Source organism: Arthrobacter sp. P1_H7, assembly GCF_056405215.1.
Window position 1 is genome coordinate 150,191 of record NZ_JBFUCO010000006.1, and the last position, 25,810, is coordinate 176,000.

The 25,810-nt window shown below is 67.9% G+C and carries 21 protein-coding genes and 1 pseudogene; 8 read left to right on the forward strand and 14 right to left on the reverse strand.

The window, feature by feature from the left end; genetic code table 11:
- Window positions 1-76 precede the first annotated feature (76 nt).
- Entirely contained in the window at window positions 77-1,507 is a 1,431-nt protein-coding gene (locus AC1DXI_RS08630) for a gamma-aminobutyraldehyde dehydrogenase (RefSeq protein ID WP_476938233.1), read from the reverse strand.
- A 146-nt stretch (window positions 1,508-1,653) separates the two neighbouring features.
- Here AC1DXI_RS08630 and AC1DXI_RS08635 point away from each other — a divergent pair, with 146 nt between their 5' ends.
- From AC1DXI_RS08635 to AC1DXI_RS08655, 5 genes are all read left to right on the forward strand, one after another.
- Window positions 1,654-3,096 (forward strand): PucR family transcriptional regulator, encoded by a 1,443-nt coding sequence (locus AC1DXI_RS08635; RefSeq protein WP_018775169.1) that lies wholly within the window; start codon window positions 1,654-1,656, stop codon window positions 3,094-3,096.
- A 185-nt stretch (window positions 3,097-3,281) separates the two neighbouring features.
- Window positions 3,282-4,574, forward strand: coding sequence for an MFS transporter (locus tag AC1DXI_RS08640; RefSeq protein ID WP_476938234.1), 1,293 nt, complete (start codon window positions 3,282-3,284; stop codon window positions 4,572-4,574).
- Window positions 4,571-5,251, forward strand: a complete 681-nt coding sequence (locus AC1DXI_RS08645; RefSeq protein ID WP_476938235.1) for a FadR/GntR family transcriptional regulator — start codon at window positions 4,571-4,573, stop codon at window positions 5,249-5,251. Before AC1DXI_RS08640 ends, AC1DXI_RS08645 begins: the two co-directional genes overlap by 4 nt.
- Window positions 5,252-5,467: 216 nt before the next feature.
- Window positions 5,468-6,349 (forward strand): polyphosphate kinase 2, encoded by an 882-nt coding sequence (gene ppk2, locus AC1DXI_RS08650; protein ID WP_476938236.1) that lies wholly within the window; start codon window positions 5,468-5,470, stop codon window positions 6,347-6,349.
- A 29-nt stretch (window positions 6,350-6,378) separates the two neighbouring features.
- Window positions 6,379-9,147: a cation-translocating P-type ATPase gene (locus AC1DXI_RS08655; RefSeq protein WP_476938237.1), complete on the forward strand. Its 2,769-nt coding sequence runs from the start codon at window positions 6,379-6,381 to the stop codon at window positions 9,145-9,147.
- Window positions 9,148-9,153: 6 nt separating this feature from the next.
- Here the strand turns inward: AC1DXI_RS08655 and AC1DXI_RS08660 are convergent.
- A pseudogene (locus tag AC1DXI_RS08660) lies at window positions 9,154-9,684 on the reverse strand (hypothetical protein); the annotation flags it as partial.
- Window positions 9,685-9,924: 240 nt separating this feature from the next.
- On the opposite strand from AC1DXI_RS08660, the gene AC1DXI_RS08665 reads away from it, so the two are divergent.
- Complete coding sequence (locus tag AC1DXI_RS08665; RefSeq protein ID WP_476938238.1) at window positions 9,925-10,785, forward strand: DUF1206 domain-containing protein; 861 nt, start codon at window positions 9,925-9,927, stop codon at window positions 10,783-10,785.
- A 33-nt stretch (window positions 10,786-10,818) separates the two neighbouring features.
- Here the strand turns inward: AC1DXI_RS08665 and AC1DXI_RS08670 are convergent, their stop codons facing one another.
- The 12 genes from AC1DXI_RS08670 to AC1DXI_RS08725 all read right to left on the reverse strand — a co-directional run bounded on the left by AC1DXI_RS08670 (window position 10,819) and on the right by AC1DXI_RS08725 (window position 24,581).
- On the reverse strand, window positions 10,819-11,820 hold the full coding sequence (locus tag AC1DXI_RS08670; protein WP_476938239.1) for a DNA topoisomerase IB: 1,002 nt from the start codon (window positions 11,818-11,820) through the stop codon (window positions 10,819-10,821).
- A 174-nt stretch (window positions 11,821-11,994) separates the two neighbouring features.
- Window positions 11,995-13,470, reverse strand: coding sequence for an FAD-dependent oxidoreductase (locus AC1DXI_RS08675; RefSeq protein WP_476938240.1), 1,476 nt, complete (start codon window positions 13,468-13,470; stop codon window positions 11,995-11,997).
- A gap of 89 nt (window positions 13,471-13,559) precedes the next feature.
- A complete protein-coding gene (gene cobA, locus AC1DXI_RS08680; RefSeq protein ID WP_476938241.1) occupies window positions 13,560-14,846 on the reverse strand; it encodes a uroporphyrinogen-III C-methyltransferase in 1,287 nt (428 codons plus the stop codon).
- A gap of 245 nt (window positions 14,847-15,091) precedes the next feature.
- Entirely contained in the window at window positions 15,092-15,388 is a 297-nt protein-coding gene (locus tag AC1DXI_RS08685) for a putative quinol monooxygenase (protein WP_018775159.1), read from the reverse strand.
- A 211-nt stretch (window positions 15,389-15,599) separates the two neighbouring features.
- Window positions 15,600-16,538, reverse strand: a complete 939-nt coding sequence (locus tag AC1DXI_RS08690) for an ABC transporter permease (RefSeq protein WP_476938242.1) — start codon at window positions 16,536-16,538, stop codon at window positions 15,600-15,602.
- Entirely contained in the window at window positions 16,528-17,253 is a 726-nt protein-coding gene (locus tag AC1DXI_RS08695; RefSeq protein WP_018775157.1) for an ABC transporter ATP-binding protein, read from the reverse strand. The genes AC1DXI_RS08690 and AC1DXI_RS08695 overlap by 11 nt, the downstream gene beginning before the upstream one ends.
- A gap of 44 nt (window positions 17,254-17,297) precedes the next feature.
- Complete coding sequence (locus AC1DXI_RS08700; RefSeq protein WP_476938243.1) at window positions 17,298-18,476, reverse strand: ABC transporter substrate-binding protein; 1,179 nt, start codon at window positions 18,474-18,476, stop codon at window positions 17,298-17,300.
- 283 nt (window positions 18,477-18,759) lie between these two features.
- Window positions 18,760-20,184: a sulfate adenylyltransferase subunit 1 gene (locus AC1DXI_RS08705; protein ID WP_476938244.1), complete on the reverse strand. Its 1,425-nt coding sequence runs from the start codon at window positions 20,182-20,184 to the stop codon at window positions 18,760-18,762.
- The gene (gene cysD / locus AC1DXI_RS08710; protein ID WP_476938245.1) at window positions 20,184-21,254 is read right to left on the reverse strand and encodes a sulfate adenylyltransferase subunit CysD; all 1,071 of its coding nucleotides are present in this window, start codon (window positions 21,252-21,254) and stop codon (window positions 20,184-20,186) included. The genes AC1DXI_RS08705 and cysD overlap by 1 nt, the downstream gene beginning before the upstream one ends.
- Window positions 21,251-21,961 carry a phosphoadenylyl-sulfate reductase gene (locus AC1DXI_RS08715; protein ID WP_476938246.1) on the reverse strand — a complete coding sequence of 237 codons (711 nt, stop codon included), beginning with the start codon at window positions 21,959-21,961 and terminating at the stop codon, window positions 21,251-21,253. Before AC1DXI_RS08715 ends, cysD begins: the two co-directional genes overlap by 4 nt.
- Entirely contained in the window at window positions 21,958-23,703 is a 1,746-nt protein-coding gene (locus tag AC1DXI_RS08720) for a nitrite/sulfite reductase (RefSeq protein ID WP_370123966.1), read from the reverse strand. The genes AC1DXI_RS08715 and AC1DXI_RS08720 overlap by 4 nt, the downstream gene beginning before the upstream one ends.
- Window positions 23,704-23,834: 131 nt before the next feature.
- On the reverse strand, window positions 23,835-24,581 hold the full coding sequence (locus AC1DXI_RS08725; protein WP_476938247.1) for a sirohydrochlorin chelatase: 747 nt from the start codon (window positions 24,579-24,581) through the stop codon (window positions 23,835-23,837).
- A 61-nt stretch (window positions 24,582-24,642) separates the two neighbouring features.
- On the opposite strand from AC1DXI_RS08725, the gene AC1DXI_RS08730 reads away from it, so the two are divergent.
- Window positions 24,643-25,308, forward strand: coding sequence for a trimeric intracellular cation channel family protein (locus AC1DXI_RS08730; RefSeq protein ID WP_476938248.1), 666 nt, complete (start codon window positions 24,643-24,645; stop codon window positions 25,306-25,308).
- Between the two features lie 20 nt (window positions 25,309-25,328).
- Window positions 25,329-25,757, forward strand: coding sequence for a hypothetical protein (locus AC1DXI_RS08735; protein ID WP_018775149.1), 429 nt, complete (start codon window positions 25,329-25,331; stop codon window positions 25,755-25,757).
- Window positions 25,758-25,810: the final 53 nt, after the last annotated feature.

Below are 25,810 nucleotides of genomic sequence, written 5' to 3' on the forward strand. Positions count from 1 at the left end.
GGGAAAGCCTTTCTAAGCGTGCGGTTGAGCGCGCGAGTTATGCGTCAGGTTGAGTTAGCAGCGTTGTGCGCCTGCGTTATGCGTCGAGCGCACTCATGACGTGCTTGATGCGGGTGTAGTCCTCGACGCCGTACATGGACAGGTCCTTGCCGTAGCCGGACTGCTTGAAGCCACCGTGCGGCATTTCGGCCGTGAGCAGGATGTGGGTGTTGATCCAGACGGCACCGAAGTCGAGGTCCCGGCTCAGGCGCATGGCGGTGCCGTGGTTGGACGTCCAGACGCTGGAGGCCAGGGCGTAGTCGACGTCGTTCGCCAGCTCCACTGCCTCGTCCTCGGTGCTGAACTTCTGCACCGTGATGACCGGGCCGAAGGTTTCCTTCTGGACGATGTCATCGCTCTGCTTGGCGCCCGTGACAATGGTGGGTTCGAAGAAGAAGCCCTTCTCGCCCGCGCGGTGGCCGCCGGTCTCGATCTTGCAGTTGGCAGGCAGGTGCTCGACAACAGAGGTGACCGCGTTGAAGTGGTTGACGTTGTTCAGCGGGCCGAAGTAGTTGTCTTCGTCGTTCTGCGACCCCGTGTGCAGGGTCTTGGTGTGCTCCACCATGGCGGCGACGACGTCGTCGTGCACCGAATCCTGGACCAGGACCCGGGTGATCGCCGTGCAGTCCTGGCCGGCGTTGAAGAAGGCGAACTCGGCAATCGCCGCGGCGCTCTTCTTGATGTCGGCGTCGGCGAACACAATGGCGGGGGCCTTGCCGCCGAGTTCCAGGTGGGCGCGCTTGAGTCCCTTGGCGGCGCCCGAGGCGACGGCGATGCCGGCGCGGACGGAACCGGTGATGGAGACCAGGCCGGGGACCTTGTGCTCCACCATCATGGCGCCGGTCTCGCCGGTGCCCAGGACCACGTTCAGGACGCCGGCCGGGAAGATCTCACCGGCGAGCCGGGCCAGCACCAGGGTGGATTCCGGGGTGGTGTCCGAGGGCTTGAGGACCACGGTGTTGCCGGCGGCCAGGGCCGGCCCGATCTTCCAGATGGCCATGAGGAACGGGTAGTTCCACGGGGCCACCTGCGCGACGACGCCGATCGGCTCGCGGCGCACGTAGGAGGTGTGGCCTTCGAAGTACTCGCCGGCGGACTTGCCTTCCATGATGCGGGCCGCACCGGCGAAGAAGCGCAGCTGGTCGGCGCCTGCGGCCACTTCCTCAGAGGCGATCAGCGACCGGACCTGGCCGGTGTTGCGGTGCTGGGCCTCCACGAGCTCGTCGCTGTTGGCCTCAACGGCATCCGCGAGCTTGAGCAGCATGAGCTGCCGCTGCCCGGGCGTGGTGTGCTTCCAGGTCTTGAAGGCGTCTTTGGCTGCCGTCATGGCGGCGTCGACGTCGGCCTGCACCGAAATCGGCGCCTGCGCCACCACGTCACCGTTGGTGGGGTTCACGATGGGCAGCAATCCTGTGCCGGCGGGCGTGACAAACTCGCCGTTGATGAAGTTTTGCAAGGTTTGAACCACGGTGTACAACCTCTTTCTTACTGCCAATGACGGATGTGTGACTGGTCACGAGCCTATGCCAGCAGGGCAACGCAGGGAATAGGCACCTGCACACCATCCCCGCGAAACTTTAGTGCGCTTGACCAACACCCGGCTATCCTGAATCCATGGCCATTTCACTCGCTGCCCTGCTGGGAGTTCCGTCCCTGAATCTCACCAAGGCCGGACTCGCCGAAACCACCTGGCACCAGGACATTCTTTGGGTGGCCGTCACCGAACAGGAGGATCCGCAGCGCTTCCTCAATGGCGGCGAACTGATCCTGACAACCGGGATGCGGCTCAAGAGCGCCGCGGAGCAGCGCCGGTTTGTGCGTCAGGTCCAGCGGGCAGGTGCGGTGGGCATCGGGTTCGGGGTCGGCCTGACGCACGACGCCGTTCCGCCGGCCCTGATCGCCGAGGCCAACCGGTGGGGGCTGCCGGTGGTTGAAGTGCCGTACGAGACACCTTTCATCGCGATCGGAAAGCTCGTGGCCGACGCCCAGTCCGCGGACCACCTGGTCAAGCTCGAGCGGCTCATCGCCGGGCACCAGATCCTGGCCCGCGCGCTGCTGACCGGCGGCGGCCTTGCCGAGCTCCTGAAACACCTGGGGTCGATGCTGCGCACCGAGATCGTCCTGACCCAGTTCACCGCCCAGCTGTACAACAGCGTCGCCGGCCACCCGGCGCCCAAGGCCGAGGGCTGGGCGTCCTACCCCATTCCCACGGGTCGCCGCGACGCCTGCACCCTGTGGGTGAAGCAGCCGTTCGAGGACACGGGCATCGTGGGCTACGCCCAGAACCTGATCAGCGTTGAGCTCAACAACATGGTCAAGCAACGGCAGGCGCAGCGGGCGCTGGCCGGCCAGGTCCTCGACGACGTCATCCACGGCACGCTGGAGGCGTCCGAAGCCACCCGGCGCCTGGCCGGCGTCGGCATCAACAGCACCCGCAAGAACGTGGTCCTGCTCGCCGAATCGGCCGCCCACCAGAAACAGCTGGGCAGCTCTTCGCTGCCCCAGCCGCTTGCGGCGGCGGTCGGCTCCGTCGTCGGGAAAGACCTCGTGGTGGTGGTGCCCGACGACGGCAGCGGCGCCAGCGCCCTTGCCCGCAGCCTCAGCGACCACCTCGCCGAGGCCGGGATCCATGCCACGATCGGCATAGGCGGGGCGTACACCAAGCCCAACGGCCTGCGCTGGAGCTATTTCGAGGCCCGCGACGCGGCCAGCCACGGGCTGCCGGTCAACGAGCCCGAGCGGCTGAGCCTGACCTCGCTGCTGCTGGCCAGCGAGGACGTCCCGCTGGCGGACATGGCCAACGAATCGCTGAACCCGCTGCGGGCCTTCGACGCGGCGCACGGCGCCGAACTCATGGCCACGCTGGAAAGCTACCTCGGCAACAACGGCTCGGTGGCGGCCGTCGCCGAGGAACTGACCCTGCACCGCAACACGGTCCGTTACCGGCTGGCGCAGATCACCGAACTCACCGGATACGACCCCGCCCAGACAGCGGACCGGGTGCAGCTCTGGCTTGCGCTCGCGGTGCAGCGGCTCAGCGCCCGGCACCCGCGCTGACCCCCGCAGCCCCCTACGCTCCACCCCGCCACACACCAGCCGCACCTCAAGCAACGCGGGGTCACATCGAGCCCATCCGACGTCCTGCCATGGGCGCTAAGTGACCCCGCGTTGATTTCTGTCACTTGCCGAGATATTCGCCACTAAAGGCTGAGTCTCAAACATCAAACGTCTAACCTTTAGCTATGGCTAGCAGCACGGCGGTTACCGCACCTTCCCAGACAGCTCCACCCGGCGCGGTCCGCCCGCGCGGCGTGATCGTAGCCGGCGTCGTGGCGCTCGTGCTCATCGGACTCAACCTGCGCGCCGGCATCACCGGCGCCGCCGCGCTCTTCCACGACCTGCAGGCTGTCCTGGGTTACGGCCCGCTGATCGCAGCCCTGCTCCCCTCAATCCCTACGCTGTGTTTCGCGGTGGCCGGAGCTGCCACGTCCTGGCTTACCCGGCAGCTGGGGCTGGAAAAGGCCATCCTGCTCTCCCTCGTGATGCTGGCGGCCGGGCTGCTGCTCCGCGGCGTCCCGTCCACCGGGATGCTGCTGGCGGGCACCGTGGCAGGGATGTCCGGGCTGGCCATCTGCAACGTGGCCATGCCCTCCTTCATCCGGGTGCACTTCGCGGACCGCACGTCCCTCATGACCGCCGTCTACACGCTGACCATGACCACGGGCGCCACCGCCACCGCCGTGCTGATCGTTCCGGTGGCCCAGGCCCTGGGCTCGCCCTCGGCGGGCGTCGGCGCGATTGGATTCCTGGCCCTGGGAGCCTGCCTCGGCTTCCTCCCGATCGCGGTACACGCCCACCGCAACGCTTCCGCCGGCAAGGCTGCCCGGGTTTCGCCTTGGCCCCTGCTGCGGACCCGCACGGGCGCGCTGATCACCCTCGGCTTCACGGTGCAGGCGCTCCTGGCCTATGCCGTGCTCAGCTGGTTCCCCTACATGCTGGCCACTATGGGCCTCACCGCCTCCGACAGCGGGCTCATGTTCGGACTCATGCAGCTTGTCTCCGTCCCCGCCGGCATGGTGCTGGTGGCCATCGGCTCACGCCCCCGGATGCTGCGGACGGCGTTCTACCTTGCCACCGTGACCATGGCCCTGGGCGTCCTGGCCATGCTGGTCCTGCCGGCTGACTTGGCTCCACTGACCGCGGTGCTGCTGGGCTTCGGGCTCGGCATCTTCCCGCTGGTCATGGTGATGATCAGCCGCAGCGGCCGCACCACGGCCGAGACCACCGCGCTGTCCACCGTGGCCCAGTCCGCCGGGTATCTGCTGGCGACGCTCGGGCCGTTCGGCATGGGCCTGTTGCACAGCGCCACCAATTCCTGGACGCTGCCCCTGGCCCTGCTGCTGGCCGTGGCCCTCGGCCAGATCGCGGTAGGCCACCTCCTCTCGGCGGGACCGAAGGAGCTGCGGGCCAAGGAACTGGCGGCCAAAAAGCTGCGGGCGGCCACCCCGCACTCCTCGGAAGGAACCCGGCGATGACCCTCACGGCTTCGCACCGGCCACCGCTGGCGGAGGAAATCACTGCCAAGCTGCGGGCCCTGATCCACTCGGGCGAGTGGCCGCTGCAGCAGCGCATTCCGGCCGAACCTGAGCTGATGGCCGCGTTCGGGGTCTCCCGTGGCACCCTGCGCGAGGCCATCAAGGCGCTCGCCCATAGCGGAATGCTCGAGGTCCGCCGCGGGGACGGCACCTACGTCCGCGCGACGAGCGAGATCGCAGGCGCCACGCAGCGGATGTATGAGGACCACTCCCAAGAGCACATCCTCGAGGTCCGTGTCGGGCTGGACACCCAGGCGGCCCGGCTCGCTGCACGCCATGCGACGGCCGAGGACCTCACCGCCCTGCGCGGTTTGCTCACCGCCCGCCGTGCCGCCTGGCTGGCCGAGGACTACGCCGCGTGGGCCCGGGCAGACTGGGACTTCCATGCGCGCGTGGCGCAGGCGTCCGCCAACCCGCTGCTGCATGAGCTGTTTGTCAGCTTCGGCAGCGTATTCCACAATGATCTGCTCCGCCAGCAGCGGCGTGGAGGCTTCAACGGCCTGCCGCAGGAGGGCCACGACGAACTCGTGGCCGCGATTGCCGCCCGCGACGAGGCGGCCGCCGTCGAGAGCGTCACCCGGAACCTGAATTCCTGCGCGGAATGGCTCCAGGAGTAGCCCAAGGCTTTCCCAAGGTGAACGGAAGATGCTCTGTCTCAGTGGCGGCCGCCACCCGCGCACCGGCCTCGCAGCCGGGCGGGTTCCCGCCATCATCGGCGTCAGCGCCGAGTCCAGACGGCCGGCCCCTGCGCCCAGCAGCAGGGGCCCGATAAGTGCAGTTGCGCCCTGGTCCCCGGGCCGAGGTGCCGGTCTCTTTGGATGACAGTCTCGCCGGTGTCGCAGCGTGTGGTTTACCTCAGCAAGTACGTCGCGAGGAGGTCGATGGTGGGCAAGAAGAAGAAAAAGACCAAGGGCTCCGACGCAGAGGATGAGCGCGCCGGGCAGAAGATGCCGCGCAAGAAGTACGAAGCGGAGATGGCCGTCCTGCAGGGTGAGCTGGTCGCCATGCAGGAGTGGGTGAAGTCCACCGGAGCCAAGATCTGCATCGTCTTCGAAGGCCGCGACACGGCCGGCAAGGGCGGCACCATCAAGCGCATCGTCGAGCGGGTGAGCCCCCGGGTGTTCCGCGTGGTGGCGCTCCCCACACCGACCGAGCGGGAGAAGTCGCAGATGTACCTCCAGCGCTACATGGCGCACTTCCCTGCGGCGGGCGAGGTGGTCATCTTCGATCGCAGCTGGTACAACCGTGCGGGCGTGGAGCGGGTGATGGGTTTCTGCACCCCGGAGCAGACCCAGAGGTTCCTCGACATGACTCCGATGGTGGAGAAGGCGATGGTCGACTCCGGCATCATCCTGCTCAAGTACTGGCTCGAGGTCAGCGCGGACGAGCAGACCAGGCGGCTCGAGAGCCGCATGGACGATCCCCGCAAGACCTGGAAACTCTCTCCGATGGACCTGAAGTCCTACAAACGGTGGTACGACTACTCCCGGGCCCGGGACGCCATGTTCGAGGCGACCGACACCGCCTGGGCACCGTGGTACGTCGCGCACAATGACATCAAGAAGCGCGGCCGGCTCAACGTCATCAGCCATATCCTCAGCCAGGTGCCCTACGAGCCGTACCCGGGGCTCGACGTCGAACTCCCCAAGCGCCAGAAGGCCGGCGATTACACCGAGCCGGCACTGGCCGTTCGGCACATCCCCACCCCGTTCTAAGCACCGCACCCGGCGATGAGGAGGAAGTCATGAGCGACGATCCCGGAGCAGTAGCTGGGGTGGCCCCGGCGGAGGCGGACGCGAGCTGGTACGCGCTGGCACCGGCGGAAGTGGCGGCCGAGCTGAAGGTGGATCCGGCTGGCGGGTTGAGCACGGAAGAGGCGCAGCAGCGGCTGCAGGAGTACGGCCCGAACGCCCTGGCCGCCGCAAAGCAGGAGCCGGTGTGGAAACGGTTCTTCAAGCACTATCAGGACTACATGCAGATCGTCCTTGTGGTCGCCGCCCTGGTCAGCTTGCTGATCGCGGAATACGGAACCGCCATTGGTCTGGCCCTGCTGACGCTGTTCAACGCGTGGCTGGGCTACCACCAGGAGGGCAAGGCCGAGGAAGCCGCCGCCTCCCTGGGGCAGATGATGAAGGCTATGGCCAAGGTGCGCCGCGACGGTGACGTTGTGGAGCTCCCCGCCGAACAGATCGTCCCCGGCGACATCGTGGTGGTCGACGCCGGTGACCGCGTCCCCGCCGACGGCCGGATCATCCTGGCGGCAACCCTCCAGATCGAGGAGGGCGCCCTGACCGGAGAGAGCGTCGCCGTCGAGAAGGACACCGCGACCATCGGCCGGCACGACGTCGGCATCGGCGACCGCCTGAACATGGCGTTCATGAACACCAACGTAACGCGGGGCCACGGCGAAATCCTCGTCACCACCACCGGCATGGGGTCGGAGGTCGGCCACATCGCCCACATGCTGTCCGGACAGAAGGCGGAGAAGACTCCGCTCACCAAGCAGGTGGACCGGCTCACCATCTTCATCATTGTCGCGGCCCTCTTCGCGTTTATCGCCATCGTCGTGATGGGCCTGGCCTCGGGCGAGTCCTTCGCGGTGCTCTTCGGAATCGGTGTGGCGCTGGCCGTCGGCTCCATCCCGGACGCGCTGCCCGCCGTCGTCACCACCATCCTGTCCGTCGGATCGGTCAATATGGCCAAGAAGAACGCCATCATGAAGGTTCTCCCTGCGGTCGAGACCCTGGGCTCCACGTCGGCCATCAATTCGGACAAGACCGGCACCCTGACCCTGAACCAAATGACGGTTCGGGAGATCACCACAGTGCAGCACCACTACACCGTCAGCGGTGAGGGCTACAGTTTCGACGGCCAGATTCAACGGACCACCGGCGACGCCGAGCGGGACCTGGACTACGTGATGTACTCCTGTGCCCTGTGCAACGACTCCGATATCAACGACGGCGAGGTGGTCGGGGACCCCACCGAGGCGGCACTGTACGTGCTCGCGCAGAAGGGCGGCGTCGACGTCAGGGAATTCCGCCGGAACAACCCGCGCGTGGCATCGGTACCGTTCGATTCCGATTACAAGTTCATGGCCACGTTCCACCGGATGCCGGGGGCCGATGGCAGGCCCGTGATCCGGGCCTACGTGAAGGGGGCACCCGACGTCCTCCTGAGCAGGTCATCTTTCGGCCGGATGCCGGGCGGCCGCTCCGAGCGTCTCACCGACGAAATGCGGGGCAAGGTGCTTGCCGAGAACGATCGCATTGCCAGCCAGGGCAGGCGGGTGCTCGCCCTGGCGCAGCGCGAGTTCGACCCGGCGACGTTCCAGCCTTCGGGTGACCTGATGGCACTGATGCAGGACCTGGAGATTTCGGCGCTGATCGGCGAGGTGGACCCGCCGCGTGCCGAGGCGGTGGCCGCCATCGCCAAGGCAAAGCACGCCGGCATCCGGGTCCGGATGATCACCGGCGACCACGCCGTCACGGCTGCGGCAATCGCCGAGGAGCTGGGCATCAGGGGCCGAGCGGTGACCGGGGCCGAGTTCGCGGCCATGAGCGACGCGGAGGCCGACAGCCAGGTGGACGGGATCGGCGTGATTGCCCGTGTCGCCCCCGAACACAAGGTCAGGCTGGTCGAGGTGCTCAAGCGCAAGGGCAACATCGTCGCCATGACCGGCGACGGCGTGAACGACGCACCGGCCATTGCAGCTGCCGACATCGGGATCGCGATGGGCATCACCGGCACCGACGTCGCCAAGGGCGCGGCCAAGATGATCCTGGCTGACGACAACTTTGCCACCATCGTGGCGGCGGTCGAAGAGGGCCGGCTCGTGTACGACAACCTGCAGAAGTTCATCCGGATCCAGGTCGCCAACCTGTTCATGTTCATTCTGGCGTTCATCGGATCCTCGGCGTTCGCCATCGCAGGCACGGCCCTGCTCAGTCCGGCCCAGGTGCTGTGGATCCACATGGCAATCGTCGCCCCGATCGGGGCGGTGATGGGCCTGGATCTCGCGACGCCGGGCATCATGGACCGCAAGCCACGGCCCTTCAACCAGCCGATCCTCGTCCGGTCGATGATGGTGCGCCTGTTCGTCGTCGGGCTTTTCATGGCGGCCGCGACGCTGATCCTCGTGCAGATCGGCAAGACCACCTACGGTTCACTGGAGGTCGGCCAGACCATGGCCGTGGTGGGGCTGGGGCTGATGAACATCTTCGTGGCGCTCAATCTGCGCTACCCGACCGAGAGCGCCTTCGGGCCCGCCACGGTGTCCAACCCGAAGCTGCTCTGGGCGTTTGCGTGGGCCGTCCTCGGCTCGATGCTGATCACCCAGATGAGGGTGATGCAGGACCTGTTCGGCACCGAGCCGCTCACCGGCCAGCAGTGGCTGCTCTGCCTGGTGCCGGGCGTGGTGCTGCTGTTCCTCGGTGAACTGTTCAAGATCATCCTGCGGGCCCGGCAATCGAAGAGCCGGGCCGCAATCTCGGCTCCCCCTGTTACGGCGTGAGCGGACCTGGAGGCCCTTCAGGACGTTCTTGGGGCGCTGCATCTCGCCGTGCTTGGCGCCGAGAACAATCACCCAGCCGGCGAACACGGGGATGGCCCACTGCAGCATCTTCAGCTGCTGCTGCGCGGAACGGAGTTCCTCGGAGGCGCCCGGCTTCGGCTCGGTGGCACCCTTGGCGCCCTCGGCGGCCAGTTTTTCGACCTTGGCTCCCTGCAGGCCCGCGTACAGGGTCACAGCGGCACCGGCGAGGGTGACGACGGACTTGTAGACGCTCAGCCGCGTGACGCCGTCCTGCTTGGCCATCCGGCCCTTGTTCTCCCACATGACGGCGAGGCCCGAAAGGAAATGCGCCCCAAACGCCGCCGTCTGGTACGGCGCCCACTTCTTCCAGCCCAGGCTTGAGAGGCGGGTACGTTCCGCCGGGTCCTTGGCAACAGCCGTGGCACCGTTGAGCCCAATGGCGCCCATCAGGGAACCGCCGAACCAAGCGGCTGCCGTCAGGTCGTGAATGGATCGGGCAACAAGATTACCTGCCATGTTGAGCTTCCTATCATCTGTCTTCGAATCCGAATCGCAGGGGCAGCAAGGCTGCCGGTCCGCGGCATGTCCACGAGCGGGGCCATGACCCGGCTATGGTAAGCACACTTACCAAAAACGCGGTAGTCCAAGCGGCTGCCGCTTCGCCGCGCGTAGAATCGGCGGGTAGGCACACCACCGGCACGCCGCCGGGGCACCGCCGGGGCACCACCGGGGCACAACACCGTTCCACCGGACCAGATGAGGTTTGGCAGCATCAACGTGGCAGAAAAAGAGTCCGGGATCGAAGCCGCCATCGGCGACGCCGTCGACACTGCGGAGGCGGCGTCGAACAGTAACGTGCTCGACGTCGTCGCACGTTCGGGATTCGCCGTGATGGCCGTGCTTCATATCGTGATCGGGGCCATCGCCGTCGCCCTGGTCCTGGGCGCGCCGGGCCAGGCCGAACCCACCGGCGCCATCGAACAACTCGCCGCCAACCCTTGGGGGCCGGCCGTGATGTGGGTGGCCTGCATCGCCTGCGCGGGCCTCGCGCTCTGGCAGCTGAGCGAGGCGACGCTCCGGGGCCGCCACCTGCCGCGCCGGGAACAGCTGGGCAAACTCATTTCCTCCGGCTTCCTTGCCATAGCGTACGGGAGCGTCGGGCTGAGCTTCGCGGGCTTCGGGCTCGGCCAGCGCGGCGATTCGGGCGACTCGACGCGGGATTTCAGCACCGCTCTGGTCCAGTCACCGTTCGGGGTCCCGGCTCTGGTCGGCCTCGGGCTCACCATCATGGGAATCGGCGTGTATTTCATCGTCAAGGGCTTCGGGAAGAAGTTCAAGGAGGAACTGCAGCATTTCGAAGGGACCCGCCGCGGCAAGCTGATCAGTGTGCTCGGCGTCACCGGCCACGTGGCGAAGGGGCTGGCGCTGATCCTGACCGGGCTGCTGTTCGTCATCGCCGCGGCGACCAACAACCCCGGCTCCTCCACGGGCCTGGACGGCAGCCTCAAGGCGCTCAGGGACCACCCCTTCGGCCCATACCTGCTCCTGGCGATCGGGGCGGGGTTCATTGCCTACGGCGTGTTCGCGCTGGTCCGGGCGCGCTTCGGCCGGATGTAGCCGCGCCGGCCGAACTAAGCCGGCGCGATGCTACTAGCCCGCGGCCTTCCGCAGCGGCACCACGTCGCCTTCCTGGTACAGCAGGGCGCGGATCTCGGACTCGGCGGAATCCAGCCGCCTCGGGTCGATCGTCTCCCCGGCCGCGAAGTGGTCCAGCAGCCGTGGATCCACGTAGCTTTTCCGGGCGATCGACGGCGTGTTGCCCAGGACCGCGGCCGCGTCCTGCATGGCCTGGCTCACCGCGCTCTTCCGGGCCGAGACTTTCGCCTGCGGGCCGCTCTGCGCCAAGCTGACCGCTGCCGCCGCCGTCCCACGAAGGGTGCGGAAATCCTTCGCGGTGAAGTCCTCCCCCGTGCGCTCCTTGACGTACTCGTTGATGTCCGCGCTCGACACCGGATGCCAATTGCGGCCGTCCCTGTAGGCCAGCAGCCGGGCGTTGCCGCCGCGGCGCTTGAGCTGGCGCACGACGGCGGCGAGGTCGGCGTCGTCGATCCGCGACTCCCAGGTCTTGCCGCTCTTGGCCGGGAAGCTGAGCCGGAGTTCGTTCTTGCGCACCTTGACGTGGGCGCAGAGCAGGGTGGCGAGGCCATGGCTGCCGTTTTCGTTGGTGTAGCGCTCCGAGCCGACGCGCAGCGATCCGCTGTCGAGCATCCGAAAGGCGGCCGCCAGCACGCGTTCCCGGGTCAGGCCTTCCGAGCGCAGGTCCATGGTCACCAGGCGGCGTGCGGTCGGCAGGGTCTCGGCCAGCTGGAGCGAACGGTCGAACTTCAGCCGGTCTTTCCGTTCCCGCCAGCTCGGATGGTAGATGTACTGCCGCCGGCCCACCGCGTCGACGCCCGTGGCTTGGATGTGCCCGTTGTCGTACGGGGCGATCCAGACGTCCGTCCAGGCCGGCGGGATCCCGATGCCCTCGAGCCGTTCCCGCACGGGGCCCGGCGGCAGGGTGGACCCGTCCAGGTCCTTGTAACTGAACCCGGTGCCGGCGGGAACCCTGCGGTATCCGCGGCCGGACGCGTTGCTGTGGCGGAGCCTCACTGGCCGGCCCTGGGCGAATCGTGGTCATCCATGACGGTAAGCCTACTGACTACCGCCCAGGTTTCCACGTCCTTTCACGCCCTGAACACATCGCGGGGTCACTTCGCGCCCATAACCCGGCCTGGGACGGGCGCGAAGTGACCCCGCGTTGCTCTGTCGTGTTCTGGATTGAGGCTAGACCTCGACGGCGGCGCCGCGGGAGATCTCCACCATGTCCTCGCGGGGCACCACCTTGATGCGCTCGCGCTGGACGGCGACGCCGTGCGACCCGCCGGCGGCGGTGGCCTTTTCCCCGAGGGCGCGTTCGTGTTCGTCCAGGGCCAGCCAGCCTTCCCAGCTGGTGTATTCGACGCCGCGGCCCGCCAGGAGATCGACGATCGCCTCGGGGGCGGGCGACGCGGCCACCGGCAGGTTCTCGCGGTCCTCGAGCAGGTAGGTCACGGTTTCGAGGGCGTCACCCTTGGTGTGGCCGATCAGTCCTACCGGCCCGCGCTTGATCCAGCCGGTCGCGTAGAGCCCCGGCACGTGGCTGCCGGCGGCGTCCAGGACGCGGCCGCCGTCGTTCTGGACAACGCCCTTGCTGTGGTCGAACTCGACCTCGGGGAGGGCGGAGCCGAAGTAGCCGATGGCGCGGTACACGGCCTGGACCGGGTAGTCGACAAACTCGCCGGTGCCGCGGGCGTTGCCGGTACCGTCCAGTTCGGTGCGCTCGAACTTGATCCCGGCGACGCGGCCGGGGGTCCCGGCGTCGTCTGTCTTTTCTCCGTAGATCTCGACCGGGCTGTGCAGGAAGTGCAGGTGCAGCCGGCGGGACGCGGTGAGCTCGGAGAGGTCCTCGGGCTGTTCGGCGATCCAGTTGGTGAGCGTGCCCACCATGGTCTTGGTCTGGTTGTTGCTCTGGATCTGCCGGTCCGATTCGGCGTCGAACTCGAAGTCCTCGGCGTAGAGGATGATGTCCACGTCCTTGGAGTGGGAGAGTTCGCGCAGTTCCAGGGGCGTGAACTTGACCTGGGCCGGCCCGCGCCGGCCGAACACGTGCACGTCCGTGACCGGCGAGGACTTCAGCCCGGCGTAGACGTTGTCCGGGATTTCGGAGACCAGGAGGTCGTCGGCGTGCTTGGAGAGCATGCGGGCCACGTCGAGGGCCACGTTGCCGTTGCCGATCACGGCGATTTCCTTGGCCTCCAGCGGCCATTCGCGGGACACATCGGGGTGGCCGTCGTACCAGGAGACGAAGTCCGCGCCGCCGTACGAGCCCTCGAGCTCGATGCCGGGGATGTTGAGGTCCGCATCCTTGATGGCGCCGGTGGCGAAGATGATGGCGTCGTAGTGGGTGCGGAGGTCATCGATGGACAAGTCCGTGCCGTAGTCCACGTTGCCGAAGAACCGGATGTCGCCGCGGTCCAGGACCTTGTGCAGGGCGTTGACGATGCCCTTGATGCGGGGGTGGTCGGGGGCCACGCCGTAGCGGATCAGGCCGTAGGGTGCCGGGTAGCGGTCGAAGAGGTCGATGCTGACGGTGAGCTCGCCGCTCTTGACGGCCTCGCTCTTGGTCAGGATGTCCGCGGCGTAGACGCCGGCGGGACCGGAGCCGACGACGGCGACGCGCAGCGGGCGGGCGGCGGTTCCTACGGGGGTGCTAGTTGACACGGCTGTGTTCCTTTTTTCTTCTGCATCCGTTGCTCCACAAACGCCCTTTTGGGGCTTGATAACGGCAGTTATGGAGCAATCGACGGGTGTTAGGGGGTCAGTACGCGGGTCTTGGTGGTGCGGGGAGCGTTCGGGGAGGTGGTGCTGTAGTCCGCGGTCTTGAAGTGCGACGGCGCGAACGGGCTGACGCGGACCACGTCGCCGATCACGATCACGGCGGGGTTCGCTACGCCTGCGGCCTCCGCCTGGTCCGCGATGGTCCCGAGGGTTCCGATGGTCACCCGCTGGTTTGGCAGGTATCCATTCTCTACGATGCCAACAGGCGTCTGAAGAGGCAAACCGGCGCGGGCCAGGGAGGCTGCGGAATCGCGCAGCTGGCCCACGCCCATGAGCAGGATCACAGTGTGGTCGGCACGGGCCGGAACTTCTGCGAGTTCCTCGTGGCCGGTGACCACACTGAAGCCTTTGGCGAGCCCGCGGTGCGTGACCGGGATGCCGGCGGCGGCTGGGACGGATATGGCCGACGTGACACCGGAAACCACTTCGACCTCGACGCCGTGCTGCCGGCAGAATTCGGCTTCCTCGCCGCCGCGGCCCAGCACGTAGGGGTCGCCGCCCTTGAGCCGGACCACGCGGTGGCCCTGCAGGGCTTCCTCGACCAGGATCCGGTTGATCTCGGACTGTGGCACCGGATGGTGGCCGGGGGTCTTGCCGACCTCCACCACGCGGACGTCGGGGGCCAGTTCGGCCAGGAGTTCACGCGGGCCGAGCCGGTCCGCCACCACGACGTCGGCCTGGCCAAGGAGCCGGCGGCCGCGGACGGTGATGAGTCCGGTGTCGCCGGGGCCGCCGCCCACGAGGGCCACGGATCCGGTTGTTGCCCCCGTGCCGGAAAGACGGTGCCGGCGCAGCGGCAGGTCTCCGGTGGCCAGGGCGGTGGCGACGGCGTCGCGCAGGGCCATGGCACGGCGCGGGTCTCCACCGGCGTTGACGGCGATCTTGACGTCGTCCACCACGGCGACGGCAGGCGTCCAGGCGGCGGACGCTTCGTGGTCGGAGGCATTGACGCACCAGATGCGCTGCGCCTCGGCGTCGGCAGAGACCTGGGCGTCCACGGCGGCGTCGCCGGTGGCGGTCTGGACAAACCAGACGCCGTCGAAGTCGGAGGGCCGGTACGGGCGGGGCTCCCAGTTCAGGAGGCCGGCGTCGGCGAGTTCAGCCAGCGCCGGGCAGGCAACCGGTGCCACGACGGTGACGCGGGCTCCGGCGTCGAGCAGGCCCTTGGTGCGCCGGGCGGCCACCGGTCCGGCGCCGACCACCAGCACGGGACGGCCGAGGAGGCGCAGCGCCGTGGGGTAAATGTCCTGAATTGCCATGCATCGACGATAGGGCGGCGTCACATAGCGGAACAACGGTGCGGCAACACCAGTTCACGCAAGGTAACGCCGCGTCACATAATTGCGGGGTCCTGTGGGCTCATCTGGGCAGGCTGGGAGCGGTCCGGGGGCACTTTGACGTCCGAAGCAGACATCTCGGGCCAGAATGACGGCGTGTCCGCGCCAATGTGCCCCCGCCCCGCCGGCGTCTTAGTGGCTCGGGTGCTCGGAGCGCGGGCCACGGCCTACTTCACGGCGATGAGCTCGATGAGTTTGATGTCGGGATCCTTGGCGAGCAGGGCGGGACCGTGCTCGCCAAGGGCGGCGGGGATGGCGCCGCCCAGGTGGGCCTGCCTGTCTTCCTCGGTATCGAAGGTGTCGAAGATGCCGAAGGTGTTCTCGTTGACCCGGAAGGCATACCAGGTTCGCGTTCCGGGCTCATTGAGCACGATCTCCCGCCCTCCGTTCAGGAAGTCCCAGACGTCCTGTTCCTTCCCCGCTTTGGCTTCGACCAGGGCCAGCACGCCAAATTTTGCTGCCACAGCGACCTCCTAGGGATCAGTGGTGGAATCGGGCTTTGCATCAGTCGTGGAATGGGCCGTAACCCGGCCTCTAGGCGCGAGTGTAGGCCCGTGCCCGTGTCCGGGCAAGGAGTCATCGAAAAAGCAACGCGGGGTCCCTTACGGCCCATAAACCTAAGGATTATGGACCGTAAGGGACCCCGCGTTGCTTTGGTGGGGCTGGATGGTGGGTCTAGCGGGTGCTGCCGGCCAGGAGGCCCCGGCGGCGGAGCAACCGCTTTTCAATCGGGGCGAACACGAGCAGCTCGATCAGGATTCCGACGGCGAGGATCAGCAGGATGGCGGACATGACGATGGTCATGTCGGACAGGACGCGGCCCTGGTCCAGCATGGAGCCCAGGCCGAAGCCGATGGTGCCGCCGACGGCGATGATTTCCGCCGCCATGAGCGAGCGCCACGAGAACGCCCAGCCCTGCTTGAGGCCACCGAGGTATCCGGGCAGGGCCGCCGGCAGGATGATCTGCAGGGCCAGCTGGAGCCGGGACGCACCCAGGACCTTTCCGACGCTGCGGTACTGCGGCGGAATCTGGTCCACACCGGAGATCAGGCCATTGATGATCGAGGGAATGGCACCCATGAACACCACGAAATACACGGTGGCGTCCGTGATCCCAAACCAGAGAATGGCGGCCGGCACCCAGGCCACCGACGGCAGGACCTGCAGCCCGGAGATCAGCGGCCCGAACGCGCGGCGCAGCGGTGCCACCTGGGCCAGCACGAGACCCACCGGCGTCGCGATCACCACGCTGATCAAGAAGCCCACGACGCCGCGCTGCAGCGAGGTCCAGACGGCCTCTTGAAGCTTGCCCTCGCTCCACAAGGTTCCGACCTGGCCGACGACATCCAGCGGGCCGGGCACGACGTCGCGCCGCTTGAAGCCGAGGGAGACGTACAACTGCCACAGGATGATCAACACCGCGAGCGCAGCCACCGGCAGCAGGATCCGGCTCCAGTCGATGCGGACCTTGCGGATGGAGTCTGACTGCAGGGAATCGAGGCCTGCTTCGAGCTCGCGGAGATCTTCCTTGCCGGTGGAGGACCGGGTCAGCGCTGCATGGACTTTGCGGGTCTCGGCCGGGGCTTCCGCCACGGGTAGCTGGTTACTTGGCATGGCGGCGGATCTCCTCGCGTAGCCGGGCGGTGATTTCGCCGGTGAGCTGGCCGGCCAGTCCGGCGTCCGTGCGGTGCTCTTCGCTGACGTGCCATTCCCGCACCACGCGGCCGGGCCGGGAGGACAGCAGCAGGACGCGCTGGCCAAGCCGGACGGCCTCGCGGACGTTGTGCGTGACAAAGACGATGGTCCGGCCGGTTTCCTTCCAGATCCGTTCCAGCTCGTCATGGAGCAGGTCCCGCGTGATGGCGTCCAGGGCCGCGAACGGCTCGTCCATGAGGAGCAGCTGGCGGTCCTGGGCCAGCGACCGGGCCAGGGACACGCGCTGGCGCATCCCTCCGGAGAGTTCGTGGGGCCGTTTGTCCCCCGCTCCGCCCAGGTGCACCAGGTCCAGCAGCTCCCCCGCCCTGACCCGGCGATCAGCTTTCCCGACGCCGCGCAGCTTCAGGGCCAGCTCGATGTTCTCCCGCGCGGTCAGCCAGGGAAACAGTGCCGCGTCCTGGAACATGAAGGCGGCGCCGTCGCTGGGCACTTCCAGGGCCCCCGACGTCGGGGCCTCCAGTCCCGCCATGATGTTGAGCAGGGTGGACTTGCCGCAGCCGGAAGCACCGAGCAGGGCGACGAACTCGCCCTGCCCGATGGTGGCGTTGACGTCGTCCAGCACCGGGGCGCCGGCGCCGAAGCGCTTGCCCAGGTGTTCCAGTACGACTGGCATGGTCTGGTCCTTACTGTTGTGGCGGGTGGCTGGAGGCCAGGGAGCTACTCTTTGCCGAGCCCTTCGGCGGAGATCTTCTTGCCGGCCGCACTCTCGCTCAGAACACTGTTGAGCGCCGTGAGGTCGAAGATGCCGTTGATGTCGGCCTGCTTGGTGGTACCGGCGTCGACGCCGTCCTGGAGCAGTTTCTTGTACGTCCCTGCGAGCGGGTCGGTGGTGAAGACAATGTTCTTCAGGGACCGGTCGATGACGTCGGCCGGCAGCGCCTTGCCGGCGGCTGCCTTGAGTCCGTCGTTGAGGACGGTGGCTTTCTCGGCGGCGGGCGCCGCGTTGAGCCAGTCCACGGATTCGACATGTCCCTTCAGCAGCGCCTGCACGGTGGCAGGGTGCTCGGCCGCGAACGTCTTGTTGACGATCAGGACGGTGGTGACGAACTCGCCCTTCTCCCACAGGTCCTTCTCGTCGACCAGGACCTTCGCGCCGGCCTGGAGCACCAGGCGGGAGGCCCAGGGCTCGGGCAACCACGCGCCGTCGAGCTTGCCGTCCTGGAACAGCTTGAGGGTCTGCGCGTTCTCGGTCGGGTTGATCGAGACGTCGCCGCTGCCGTCCGTGGAAGTCTTGAACCCCTGCTTGCCGAGCCAGGCGCGGAGGGCCACGTCCTGGGTGCCTCCGAGCTGCGGCGACGCGAGCGTCTTGCCCTTGAGGTCGGCGGCCGAGGTGATGCCGGGCTTGACCACCAGCTGCGCTCCGCCGGACGTTGCGCCGGCAATGATGCTGATGGATTGGCCGTTGCTCTTGACGTGGGAGTTGATGGCCGGGTTGGGCCCGATGTAGGTGGCGTCGATGGCGCCGGCGTTGAGGGCCTCGATCGCGGCCGGGCCGGCGTTGAACACCTGTGTACTGAGCTTGGTCGCCCCGAGGTCCTTGGCGATGAACCCCTTATTGACGCCAACCAGGGCCGGGGCGTGGGTGATGTTGCCAAAGTAGCCGAGCTTGAGCTCGGTGGCCGGGCCGGCGTCCGCCGCGGCCGCTGCAGGGGCGGTTTCCGGGCTGCGGGACAGCGAGGATGCCACGGCGGCCCCGGCGCCGATCAGGAGCACAAGCCCCGCGACCAGGGCGATCTCCAGGGTGCGCTTGCGTTTGGGTTTGCCGGTCTCGCCGGCGACGATCCGGGTGGTGCCGGGCTGCGTGCCGTGCCCGGGGTTTTCGGGGGTGTGTGACATGGGTGAAGTCCTGTTCTGGGGTGTGTGCGGAAGGGCCGGGCGGATGGTCAGCGCCGGCGACATCGCCCCTGGAAGTCCCTGCGGGGGAGGCCGGGGAACCGTTCCTGTGTCTTCATTCATTCACCATAGGGAGTGTCATATTCGGGGTTCAACGGCCCGGAAACCGGGGGTCACGCGGGTTCACGCAGCGTCACATTCGGCCCCAAAAGAGGGCAGCTTGTTTCCCGGACCACCGCCAATGGCGACCGACCGGGAAACAAGCTGCGCCCGTGTGACACGTGGCCTAGATCGAGTAGCGCTCGTCCTCGTGGTCGCCGGGGTGGTCGTTGACCAGGCCTGCGGCGAGGGTGTTGCCGTCGAGCGGGTCGATCACGAGGAACGCCCCGGTGCGGCGGTGGTGCAGGTAATTCTCCAGCGGAAGCGGGGCGGCGAGCCGAAGCTGCGCGTGCCCGATGTCGTTCAGCTCCAGGGTGGTGGTCGGCTCCAGGCCGAAGCTGGCGAGGTCCAGCTTGCCCGTCACGTTCCGGACCAGCGCCTGGACGGTGCGGGTGCCGTGCTTGACCAGGACCTTGGCGCCCTCCCGGAGCGGTTTGGGCGAGAGCCAGCACAGCGCGGCGTAAAGGTCTGCCGATGCTTCGCGCACGGTCCCGGCGGCCGCGATGGTGTCGCCGCGGGCGACGTCGAATTCATCCGCCAGGCGAAGGGCCACGGACTGCGGTGCTGCCGCCTCGGCGAGCTCGCGGCCAGCGAAGTCGATCCCGGTGACGGTGGTGGTGCGCGGCTCCTGGCCCGGGGTCAGGATGCTGACCTGGTCCCCCACCTTGACCGAGCCTTCGGTGATCTGGCCGGCGTAGGCACGGTAGTCGCGGTACGCCTCCGGATCGAGGCCGCCGGCGATGGCATCCGGAGCCAGCGCGCCCTGCGGCCGGACCACCAGCTGGACCGGGAAACGGAAGCTCTCGAGGTGGCTTTCGAGTTCGTCCGCGGCCGGCAGCGTCTCGAGCACTTCCAGCAGCGCCGGGCCGTCGTACCACGGGGTGCGCTCCGAGGCATCGACCACGTTGTCGCCGTCGAGCGCGGACACGGGGATGACCCGGAGGTCGGCGACACCGTCGGACCCGAGCCCGAGTTCGCGCCCGACCTGCTGGACATCCGCCTCGATCGCGCGGAACACGTCCTCGCTGAAGTCCACGAGGTCGATCTTGTTCACGGCGACGATCACGTGCGCCACCCGCAGCAGCTGCAGCACGGACAGGTGCCGGCGGGTCTGCTCCAGGACACCCTTGCGGGCATCGATGAGTACGACGACGGCGTCCGCGGTGGACGCGCCAGTTACCGTGTTCTTGGTGTACTGCACGTGCCCCGGGCAGTCCGCGAGGATGAAGCTGCGCCGGTCAGTGGCGAAGTAGCGGTAGGCGACGTCGATCGTGATGCCCTGCTCGCGTTCCGCGCGCAGGCCGTCGGTCAGCAAGGCGAGGTCGATCGCTTTTGTGCCGGTGGCCCCTTCGCCGCCGAACCCGCGATCCGCGGAAGTGCGGGCGACGGCGTCGAGCTGGTCGGCAAGGATCGCCTTCGAGTCGTGCAGGAGGCGGCCCACCAGCGTGGACTTGCCGTCGTCGACGGAGCCTGCGGTGGCGAAGCGGAACAGCGTGGTGGGCAGCGCCGCGGCAACGAGGTCCGGGCCCGGGAGAAACGTTTCCGTGCTCATTAGAAATAGCCGTCCTTCTTGCGGTCTTCCATGGCGGCCTCGGAGATGCGGTCATCAGCACGGGTGGCGCCACGTTCGGTGATGGTCGAGGCGGCAACCTCAATGACGACGTCGCGCACCGTGGCGGCGTCCGATTCCACGGCGCCGGTGCAGGACATGTCGCCGACGGTCCGGTAGCGGACGGTCTTGGTGATGACTTCCTCGTGTTCGCGCGGCTGGGAGACCTCGCCGACAGCGCGCCACATGCCGTCGCGGGCAAAGACTTCGCGGCGGTGGGCGTAGTACAGGCCCGGCAGCTCGATGTTCTCGCGCTCGATGTAGCGCCACACATCCAGTTCGGTCCAGTTGCTGATCGGGAACGCGCGGACGTGCTGGCCCACGGTGTGCCGGCCGTTGTAGAGGTTCCACAGCTCGGGCCGCTGGTTGCGGGGGTCCCACTGGCCGAACTCGTCGCGCAGGCTCAGGATCCGTTCCTTGGCCCGGGCCTTGTCCTCGTCCCGGCGGCCGCCGCCGAAGACGGCGTCGAACTTGTTGCGCTGGATCGCGTCCAGCAGCGGCACGGTCTGCAGCGGGTTGCGGGTGCCGTCGGCACGCTCGGCCAGCTCACCGGAGTCGATGAACTCCTGGACGGAGCCGACAACGAGCTTCAGGCCCAGCCGCTCCACGGTGCGGTCGCGGAAGTCGATGACCTCGGGAAAGTTATGACCGGTGTCCACGTGCAGCACCGGGAACGGCACCTTACCCGGCCAGAAGGCCTTCGTGGCCAGGTGCAGCATCACCACAGAGTCCTTACCGCCGGAGAACAAGAGGGCAGGCTTCTCGAACTCGGCGACCACCTCGCGGATGATGTGAATGGCCTCGGACTCAAGGGTGTCCAGGCTGGAAAGGCGACCTGGGGCTGCGACGCCGATTGCCGCCCCCGCCCCTGCGCCGCGCGGCTGATCTTCGATCAGCCCAGCGCGCGGCTCCGACAGGCCCGATACCACTCCCGGGGCGGCAGTCGGCGTCCCAGCAGCGTCGTTGCCCAGCACGGACAGCTCCAGGTCCTCGTTGGTGGTTTGAGTTCTCATACGTGTAGTCCGCATTCTGTCTTGTCGGTTCCTGCCCAGCGTCCGGCGCGGGGGTCGTCGCCGGGCGCCACCTTGCGGGTGCAAGGCTGGCAGCCAATGGACGGATAGCCCTGTGAAAGCAGCGGGTTGACGGGAAGAAGGAAATCGATCGAGTACTGCACCAGCTGGTCGAAAGACCACGCCGCCACCGGGTTGACCTTGACCAGGCCATTGGCCTCGTCCCAGGTGACCAGCGGCGTGTTGGTGCGGGTGGGGGCCTCGTCGCGGCGGACCCCGGTGAACCAGAGCTCGTAGCCGGCCAGGGTGCGGCGCAGCGGCGCCACCTTACGCAGGGCGCAGCACTGCGCGGGGTCGCGGGCGAAGAGGTCCTTGCCCAGGAGCCGGTCCTGCTGCTCCACGGTGTTCTCCGGCAGCACGTCCACTACGTTGACGCGCAGGTTGGCCGCCACCTCATCGCGTGTCGCGTGCGTCTCTGGGAAGTGGTAGCCGGTCTCCAGGAACAGGACGTCGACGCCGGGAAGCTGGTCCGCGACCAGCGCCGGGAGGACCGCATCCGCCATGGAGCAGGCGACGGCGACCGTCGGCAGCTCGAAATTGCGGGCCACCCAGGCAATGACGTCGCGGGCCGGGGCGTCCCATCCGAGCTCGGCGGCACCGGTCTCGGCGAGGGCCTTGAGCTCGTCGTGGGTGCGGAGAACTGCGGTCACTGAAGATCACCCTCCTCCGCGGCGAAAGCCCACTCGGCGAAGCTTTGGCCCTCGGAGCGGTCGGCGACGAACTTCCGGACCACGCGTTCCACGTAGTCCGGCAGCTCCCCGGCCGTGACCTTGAGGCCGCGGACGGTCCGGCCCAGGCCTGCCTCCTCGCGGCTGTCGGACGCGAGCCCGCCGCCGAGGTGGACCTGGAAGCCCGGTGTGGGGTCGCCGTCGGGCGTTGGCAGCATCATGCCCTTGAGGCCGATGTCCGCCGTCTGGATCCGGGCGCAGGAGTTGGGGCAGCCGTTGATGTGCAGGGACAGCGCCTGGGGCAGCTGCTTGCTCTCGGCGAGGTCGGCCAGGCGGCGCTCCAGTTCGGCCACCGCCGTCGCCGCGGTCACCTTCGTTTCCACGATGGCGAGCTTGCAGAACTCGATGCCGGTGCAGGCGATGGTGCCGCGGCGGAACACGGACGGCCGGGCGGACAGGCCCAGCGCGTCGAGCTCGGCCACGAGCGGGTCCACCTCGTCCTTGGGCACGTCAAGGACCACGAGCTTCTGGTGCGGGGTGGTGCGCAGGCGCTGCGAGCCGCGGGCCTCCAGGGTGTCCGCGAGCTTGACCAGCTGGCTGCCGGAGAGGCGGCCGGCCAGCGGGGTGGCGCCGATGAAGAACTTGCCGTCCTTTTGTTCGTGCACGCCGATGTGGTCGCCGGGCGTGGAGGGCTTCGGGGCGGCCGGGCCGTCGGCGAGCTTGTAGCCGAGGTATTCGTCCTCGAGGACCTGGCGGAACTTCACCGGTCCCCAGTCGGCCAGCAGGAACTTCAGGCGGGCCTTGGTGCGCATGCGCCGGTAGCCGTAGTCGCGGAAGATGCTGGTGACGCCGAGCCACACGTCGGCAGCCTGGTCCGGCCGGACGAAGGCGCCGAGGCGCTTGCCCAGCATGGGGTTGGTGGAAAGCGCGCCGCCCACCCAGAGGTCGTAGCCGATGCCGAGTTCGGGGTGGACCAGGCCCACCAGGGCGACGTCGTTGATCTCGTGCACCACGTCCTGGCTGGGGTGGCCGGTGATGGCGGTCTTAAATTTGCGCGGCAGGTTGGCCAGTTCCGGGTCCCCGATGAACCGCTCGGCGAGTTCCTGGATCAGCGGCGTGGGGTCGATGATCTCGTCCTTGGCGATGCCCGCCACCGGGGAGCCGAGGATCACGCGGGGCACGTCGCCGCAGGCTTCCGTGGTGGACAGCCCGACGCCCTCGAGCCGGCGCCAGATCTCGGGCATGTCTTCGACCCGGATCCAGTGCAGCTGGATGTTCTGGCGGTCCGTGAGGTCGGCCGAGTCGCGGGCGAAGTCCACGGAGATCTGGCCGATGACGCGCAGCTGCTCGGTGGTGAGCGCACCGCCGTCGATCCTGACCCGGAGCATGAAGTATTTGTCTTCGAGCTCGTGCGGTTCAAGCGTGGCAGTCTTGCCGCCGTCGATCCCGGGTTTGCGCTGGGTGTAGAGCCCCCACCAGCGGAAGCGGCCGTGCAGGTCGGTGCCGTCGATCGAGTCGAAGCCGTGCTTGGAGTAGACGGACTCGATACGCTCGCGGACGTTCAGGCCGTTGTCTTCCTGTTTCCAGGTCTCGTTGGCGTTCAGCGGCGTGGTGCCGTCCACTTTCCACTGCCCGTGCGGCTTTGCGGCCGGGCGGGAAGGGCGCTTGGTGCGGCCGGCGGCAGCCTCGTCCGTGGACGCTCCGGCTAGAGCTGTATCAGTCATGCATCGACTGTAGGGGCGGCCGTAATCCCGTCACAAAGGGTCAGAAACGGGGAGTCACCTAGGGCAACATTTCGTCACGAACCGCCGGAAACCCTTGAAGTCGCCCACCGGCTGTGCATCTGCGCGGACCGTCAGGGCAGGGGTTGCGATGACCCGGCCAGCGCCGCGTCGAAGCGTTCCAGGGCAATTTCGGCGAGGACCGGCGAGGGCAGCAGCGGCGCCGTCACCAGGTCCGCGCCGGCCTTGGCCAGCTGGTCGTGGAAGAAGCCGGGCGCCAGAAGATACGAGGCGATGACCACCCGTCCGCCAAGGTCCACCGCTCCTGCCGACTCCCCCGCGCCGGCACCGCCGGCGGCCTCCTCGCGGAGCATGGCGACCGCGTCGGGAACCGAGGGTTTGGCGGAGGCGCCGTAGGCGGCCACGATCCGGTTGGAACGCAGGGCACGGAGCTGTTCCGTGAGTTCCTCGACACTCTGTGCGGCTCTGGGATCGGAGGAACCGGCGGCGGCGAGGACCACGGCGTCGTTGTCCGTTACCCCGGCCTCGCGCAACCGCGCATCCAGCAGCGCTGCGAGCCGCGGATCCGGCCCGAGCGGCGCCGCGGCCAGGGAATTGGGCCGGCTCTTCACGGCGCGGGCGATGTCCACCTTGACGTGGTACCCGACGCTGAGCAGCAGCGGAACCACGACGGCGGTCTCCCCCGCCGGGAGGGCCGCCACGACGGCCGGCAGGTCCGGGTCCTGCACGTCGACGTAGGCCTCGCGGACGTCCAGCCCGGGACGGAGCCCGGCGATGCCGTCCCGGAGCGCATTGACCTCCGCTGCCCCCTGCGGGCTCGACGTGCCGTGGGCGCAGGCGATCAGGATGGGGGTATTCATAGCCGTTAGCGTAACCTTGGAGCCGCCCTATCCGCCCCCTTGCAATCGACCGGGACGCTTCATGACCTTCTCCTTCAGCCTTGTCCTGGTCTGGCTTGACCTCGCCGGCGTGTTCTTCTTTGCGGTCTCCGGCTCGCTGCTCGCGGCGCGGAAGCAGTTCGACATCATCGGCTCGCTGCTCCTGGCCTCGGTGGTGAGCCTGGGCGGCGGCGTCATCCGCGACATCATCATCAGCGCAGGCCCGCCCGCCGCGTTCACCAACCCGGCGTATCTGGCGCCGCCCCTGTTTGCCACGGTGCTGGTGTATTTCCTGTTCTCCAGCGTCCAGCGCTTCACGTCGCTGCTGGTCCTGTTCGACGCCGGCGGCCTGGCCCTGTTCTGCATCACCGGCACACTGAAGGCCTTGGCCGCAGGGATGAATCCTGTGGCCGCCGTCCTGCTGGGTGTCACGACAGCGGTAGGTGGCGGCCTGCTGCGGGATATCACCGCCAACGAGGTGCCGCAGCTCTTCGACCCGAAGGATCTGTACGCGCTGCCGGCGTTCGCCGGGTCGGCGTCGACCGTGGTCCTGTCCCTCACGGGGACCTTCACCGCGGTGACCGCCTGCGCCGTCGCCGGGATTGTCTTCGCCTTCCGGGTCACGGCCTGGCGGCGCCACTGGTACGTTCCGCTGGCGGTGCGCGGCTGGCACCGGCTGGGCCTGGATACCGCGGAAAACGACCGCTGAGGATTAGCTAGGATAAGACCATGACTGACATGTTCCTCGAGAAATTCCGCGCGCTTGTTCCGAAGTATCTCGAAGACGAATGGCAGGAAGAAGATGGCCTCCCGGCCGAGGAGCTCGACGCCGCCCTCGCCGAACACCAATTCCAGGTCCCGCTGGTCCTGCGCGAGTTCTACCTGGCCGTCGGCGGCTGCGAGGACATCATGGAGGCCTACCACTACTTCTGGGACCCCGAAGAGCTCGAAGTAGATGACGAGGGTTTCCTCATGTTCCTCGAGGACGAGGAAGAGCAGTTCACCTGGGGCTTCCGCGTCGGGGACCTCAGCATCCCGGATCCCATCGTGTACCGCCGCAACAACGCCCGCGGCCAGTGGAAGAGCGAGGAAGGGACCTTCTCCGAATTCGTCTTCGACATGTTCGAGTGGGCCTTCAACGACGAGGACGAGGACTAGGCCTTCACGGCTTGGGCCGGGCCCGGGCCCGGCGGTACGGGGGCACTTTGAGA

Bases quoted from the DNA above. Each gene is read 5' to 3' on its own strand.
- AC1DXI_RS08735 (WP_018775149.1), top strand. From the start codon at position 25,329: ATGACTGACATGTTCCTCGAGAAATTCCGCGCGCTTGTTCCGAAGTAT.
- AC1DXI_RS08730 (WP_476938248.1), top strand. From the start codon at position 24,643: ATGACCTTCTCCTTCAGCCTTGTCCTGGTCTGGCTTGACCTCGCCGGC.
- AC1DXI_RS08695 (WP_018775157.1), bottom strand. From the start codon at position 17,253: ATGCCAGTCGTACTGGAACACCTGGGCAAGCGCTTCGGCGCCGGCGCC.
- AC1DXI_RS08705 (WP_476938244.1), bottom strand. From the start codon at position 20,184: ATGAGCACGGAAACGTTTCTCCCGGGCCCGGACCTCGTTGCCGCGGCG.
- AC1DXI_RS08665 (WP_476938238.1), top strand. From the start codon at position 9,925: ATGAGGTTTGGCAGCATCAACGTGGCAGAAAAAGAGTCCGGGATCGAA.
- AC1DXI_RS08720 (WP_370123966.1), bottom strand. From the start codon at position 23,703: ATGACTGATACAGCTCTAGCCGGAGCGTCCACGGACGAGGCTGCCGCC.
- cobA (WP_476938241.1), bottom strand. From the start codon at position 14,846: ATGGCAATTCAGGACATTTACCCCACGGCGCTGCGCCTCCTCGGCCGT.
- AC1DXI_RS08640 (WP_476938234.1), top strand. From the start codon at position 3,282: ATGGCTAGCAGCACGGCGGTTACCGCACCTTCCCAGACAGCTCCACCC.
- cysD (WP_476938245.1), bottom strand. From the start codon at position 21,254: ATGAGAACTCAAACCACCAACGAGGACCTGGAGCTGTCCGTGCTGGGC.
- AC1DXI_RS08645 (WP_476938235.1), top strand. From the start codon at position 4,571: ATGACCCTCACGGCTTCGCACCGGCCACCGCTGGCGGAGGAAATCACT.
- AC1DXI_RS08725 (WP_476938247.1), bottom strand. From the start codon at position 24,581: ATGAATACCCCCATCCTGATCGCCTGCGCCCACGGCACGTCGAGCCCG.
- AC1DXI_RS08700 (WP_476938243.1), bottom strand. From the start codon at position 18,476: ATGTCACACACCCCCGAAAACCCCGGGCACGGCACGCAGCCCGGCACC.
- AC1DXI_RS08635 (WP_018775169.1), top strand. From the start codon at position 1,654: ATGGCCATTTCACTCGCTGCCCTGCTGGGAGTTCCGTCCCTGAATCTC.
- AC1DXI_RS08655 (WP_476938237.1), top strand. From the start codon at position 6,379: ATGAGCGACGATCCCGGAGCAGTAGCTGGGGTGGCCCCGGCGGAGGCG.
- AC1DXI_RS08690 (WP_476938242.1), bottom strand. From the start codon at position 16,538: ATGCCAAGTAACCAGCTACCCGTGGCGGAAGCCCCGGCCGAGACCCGC.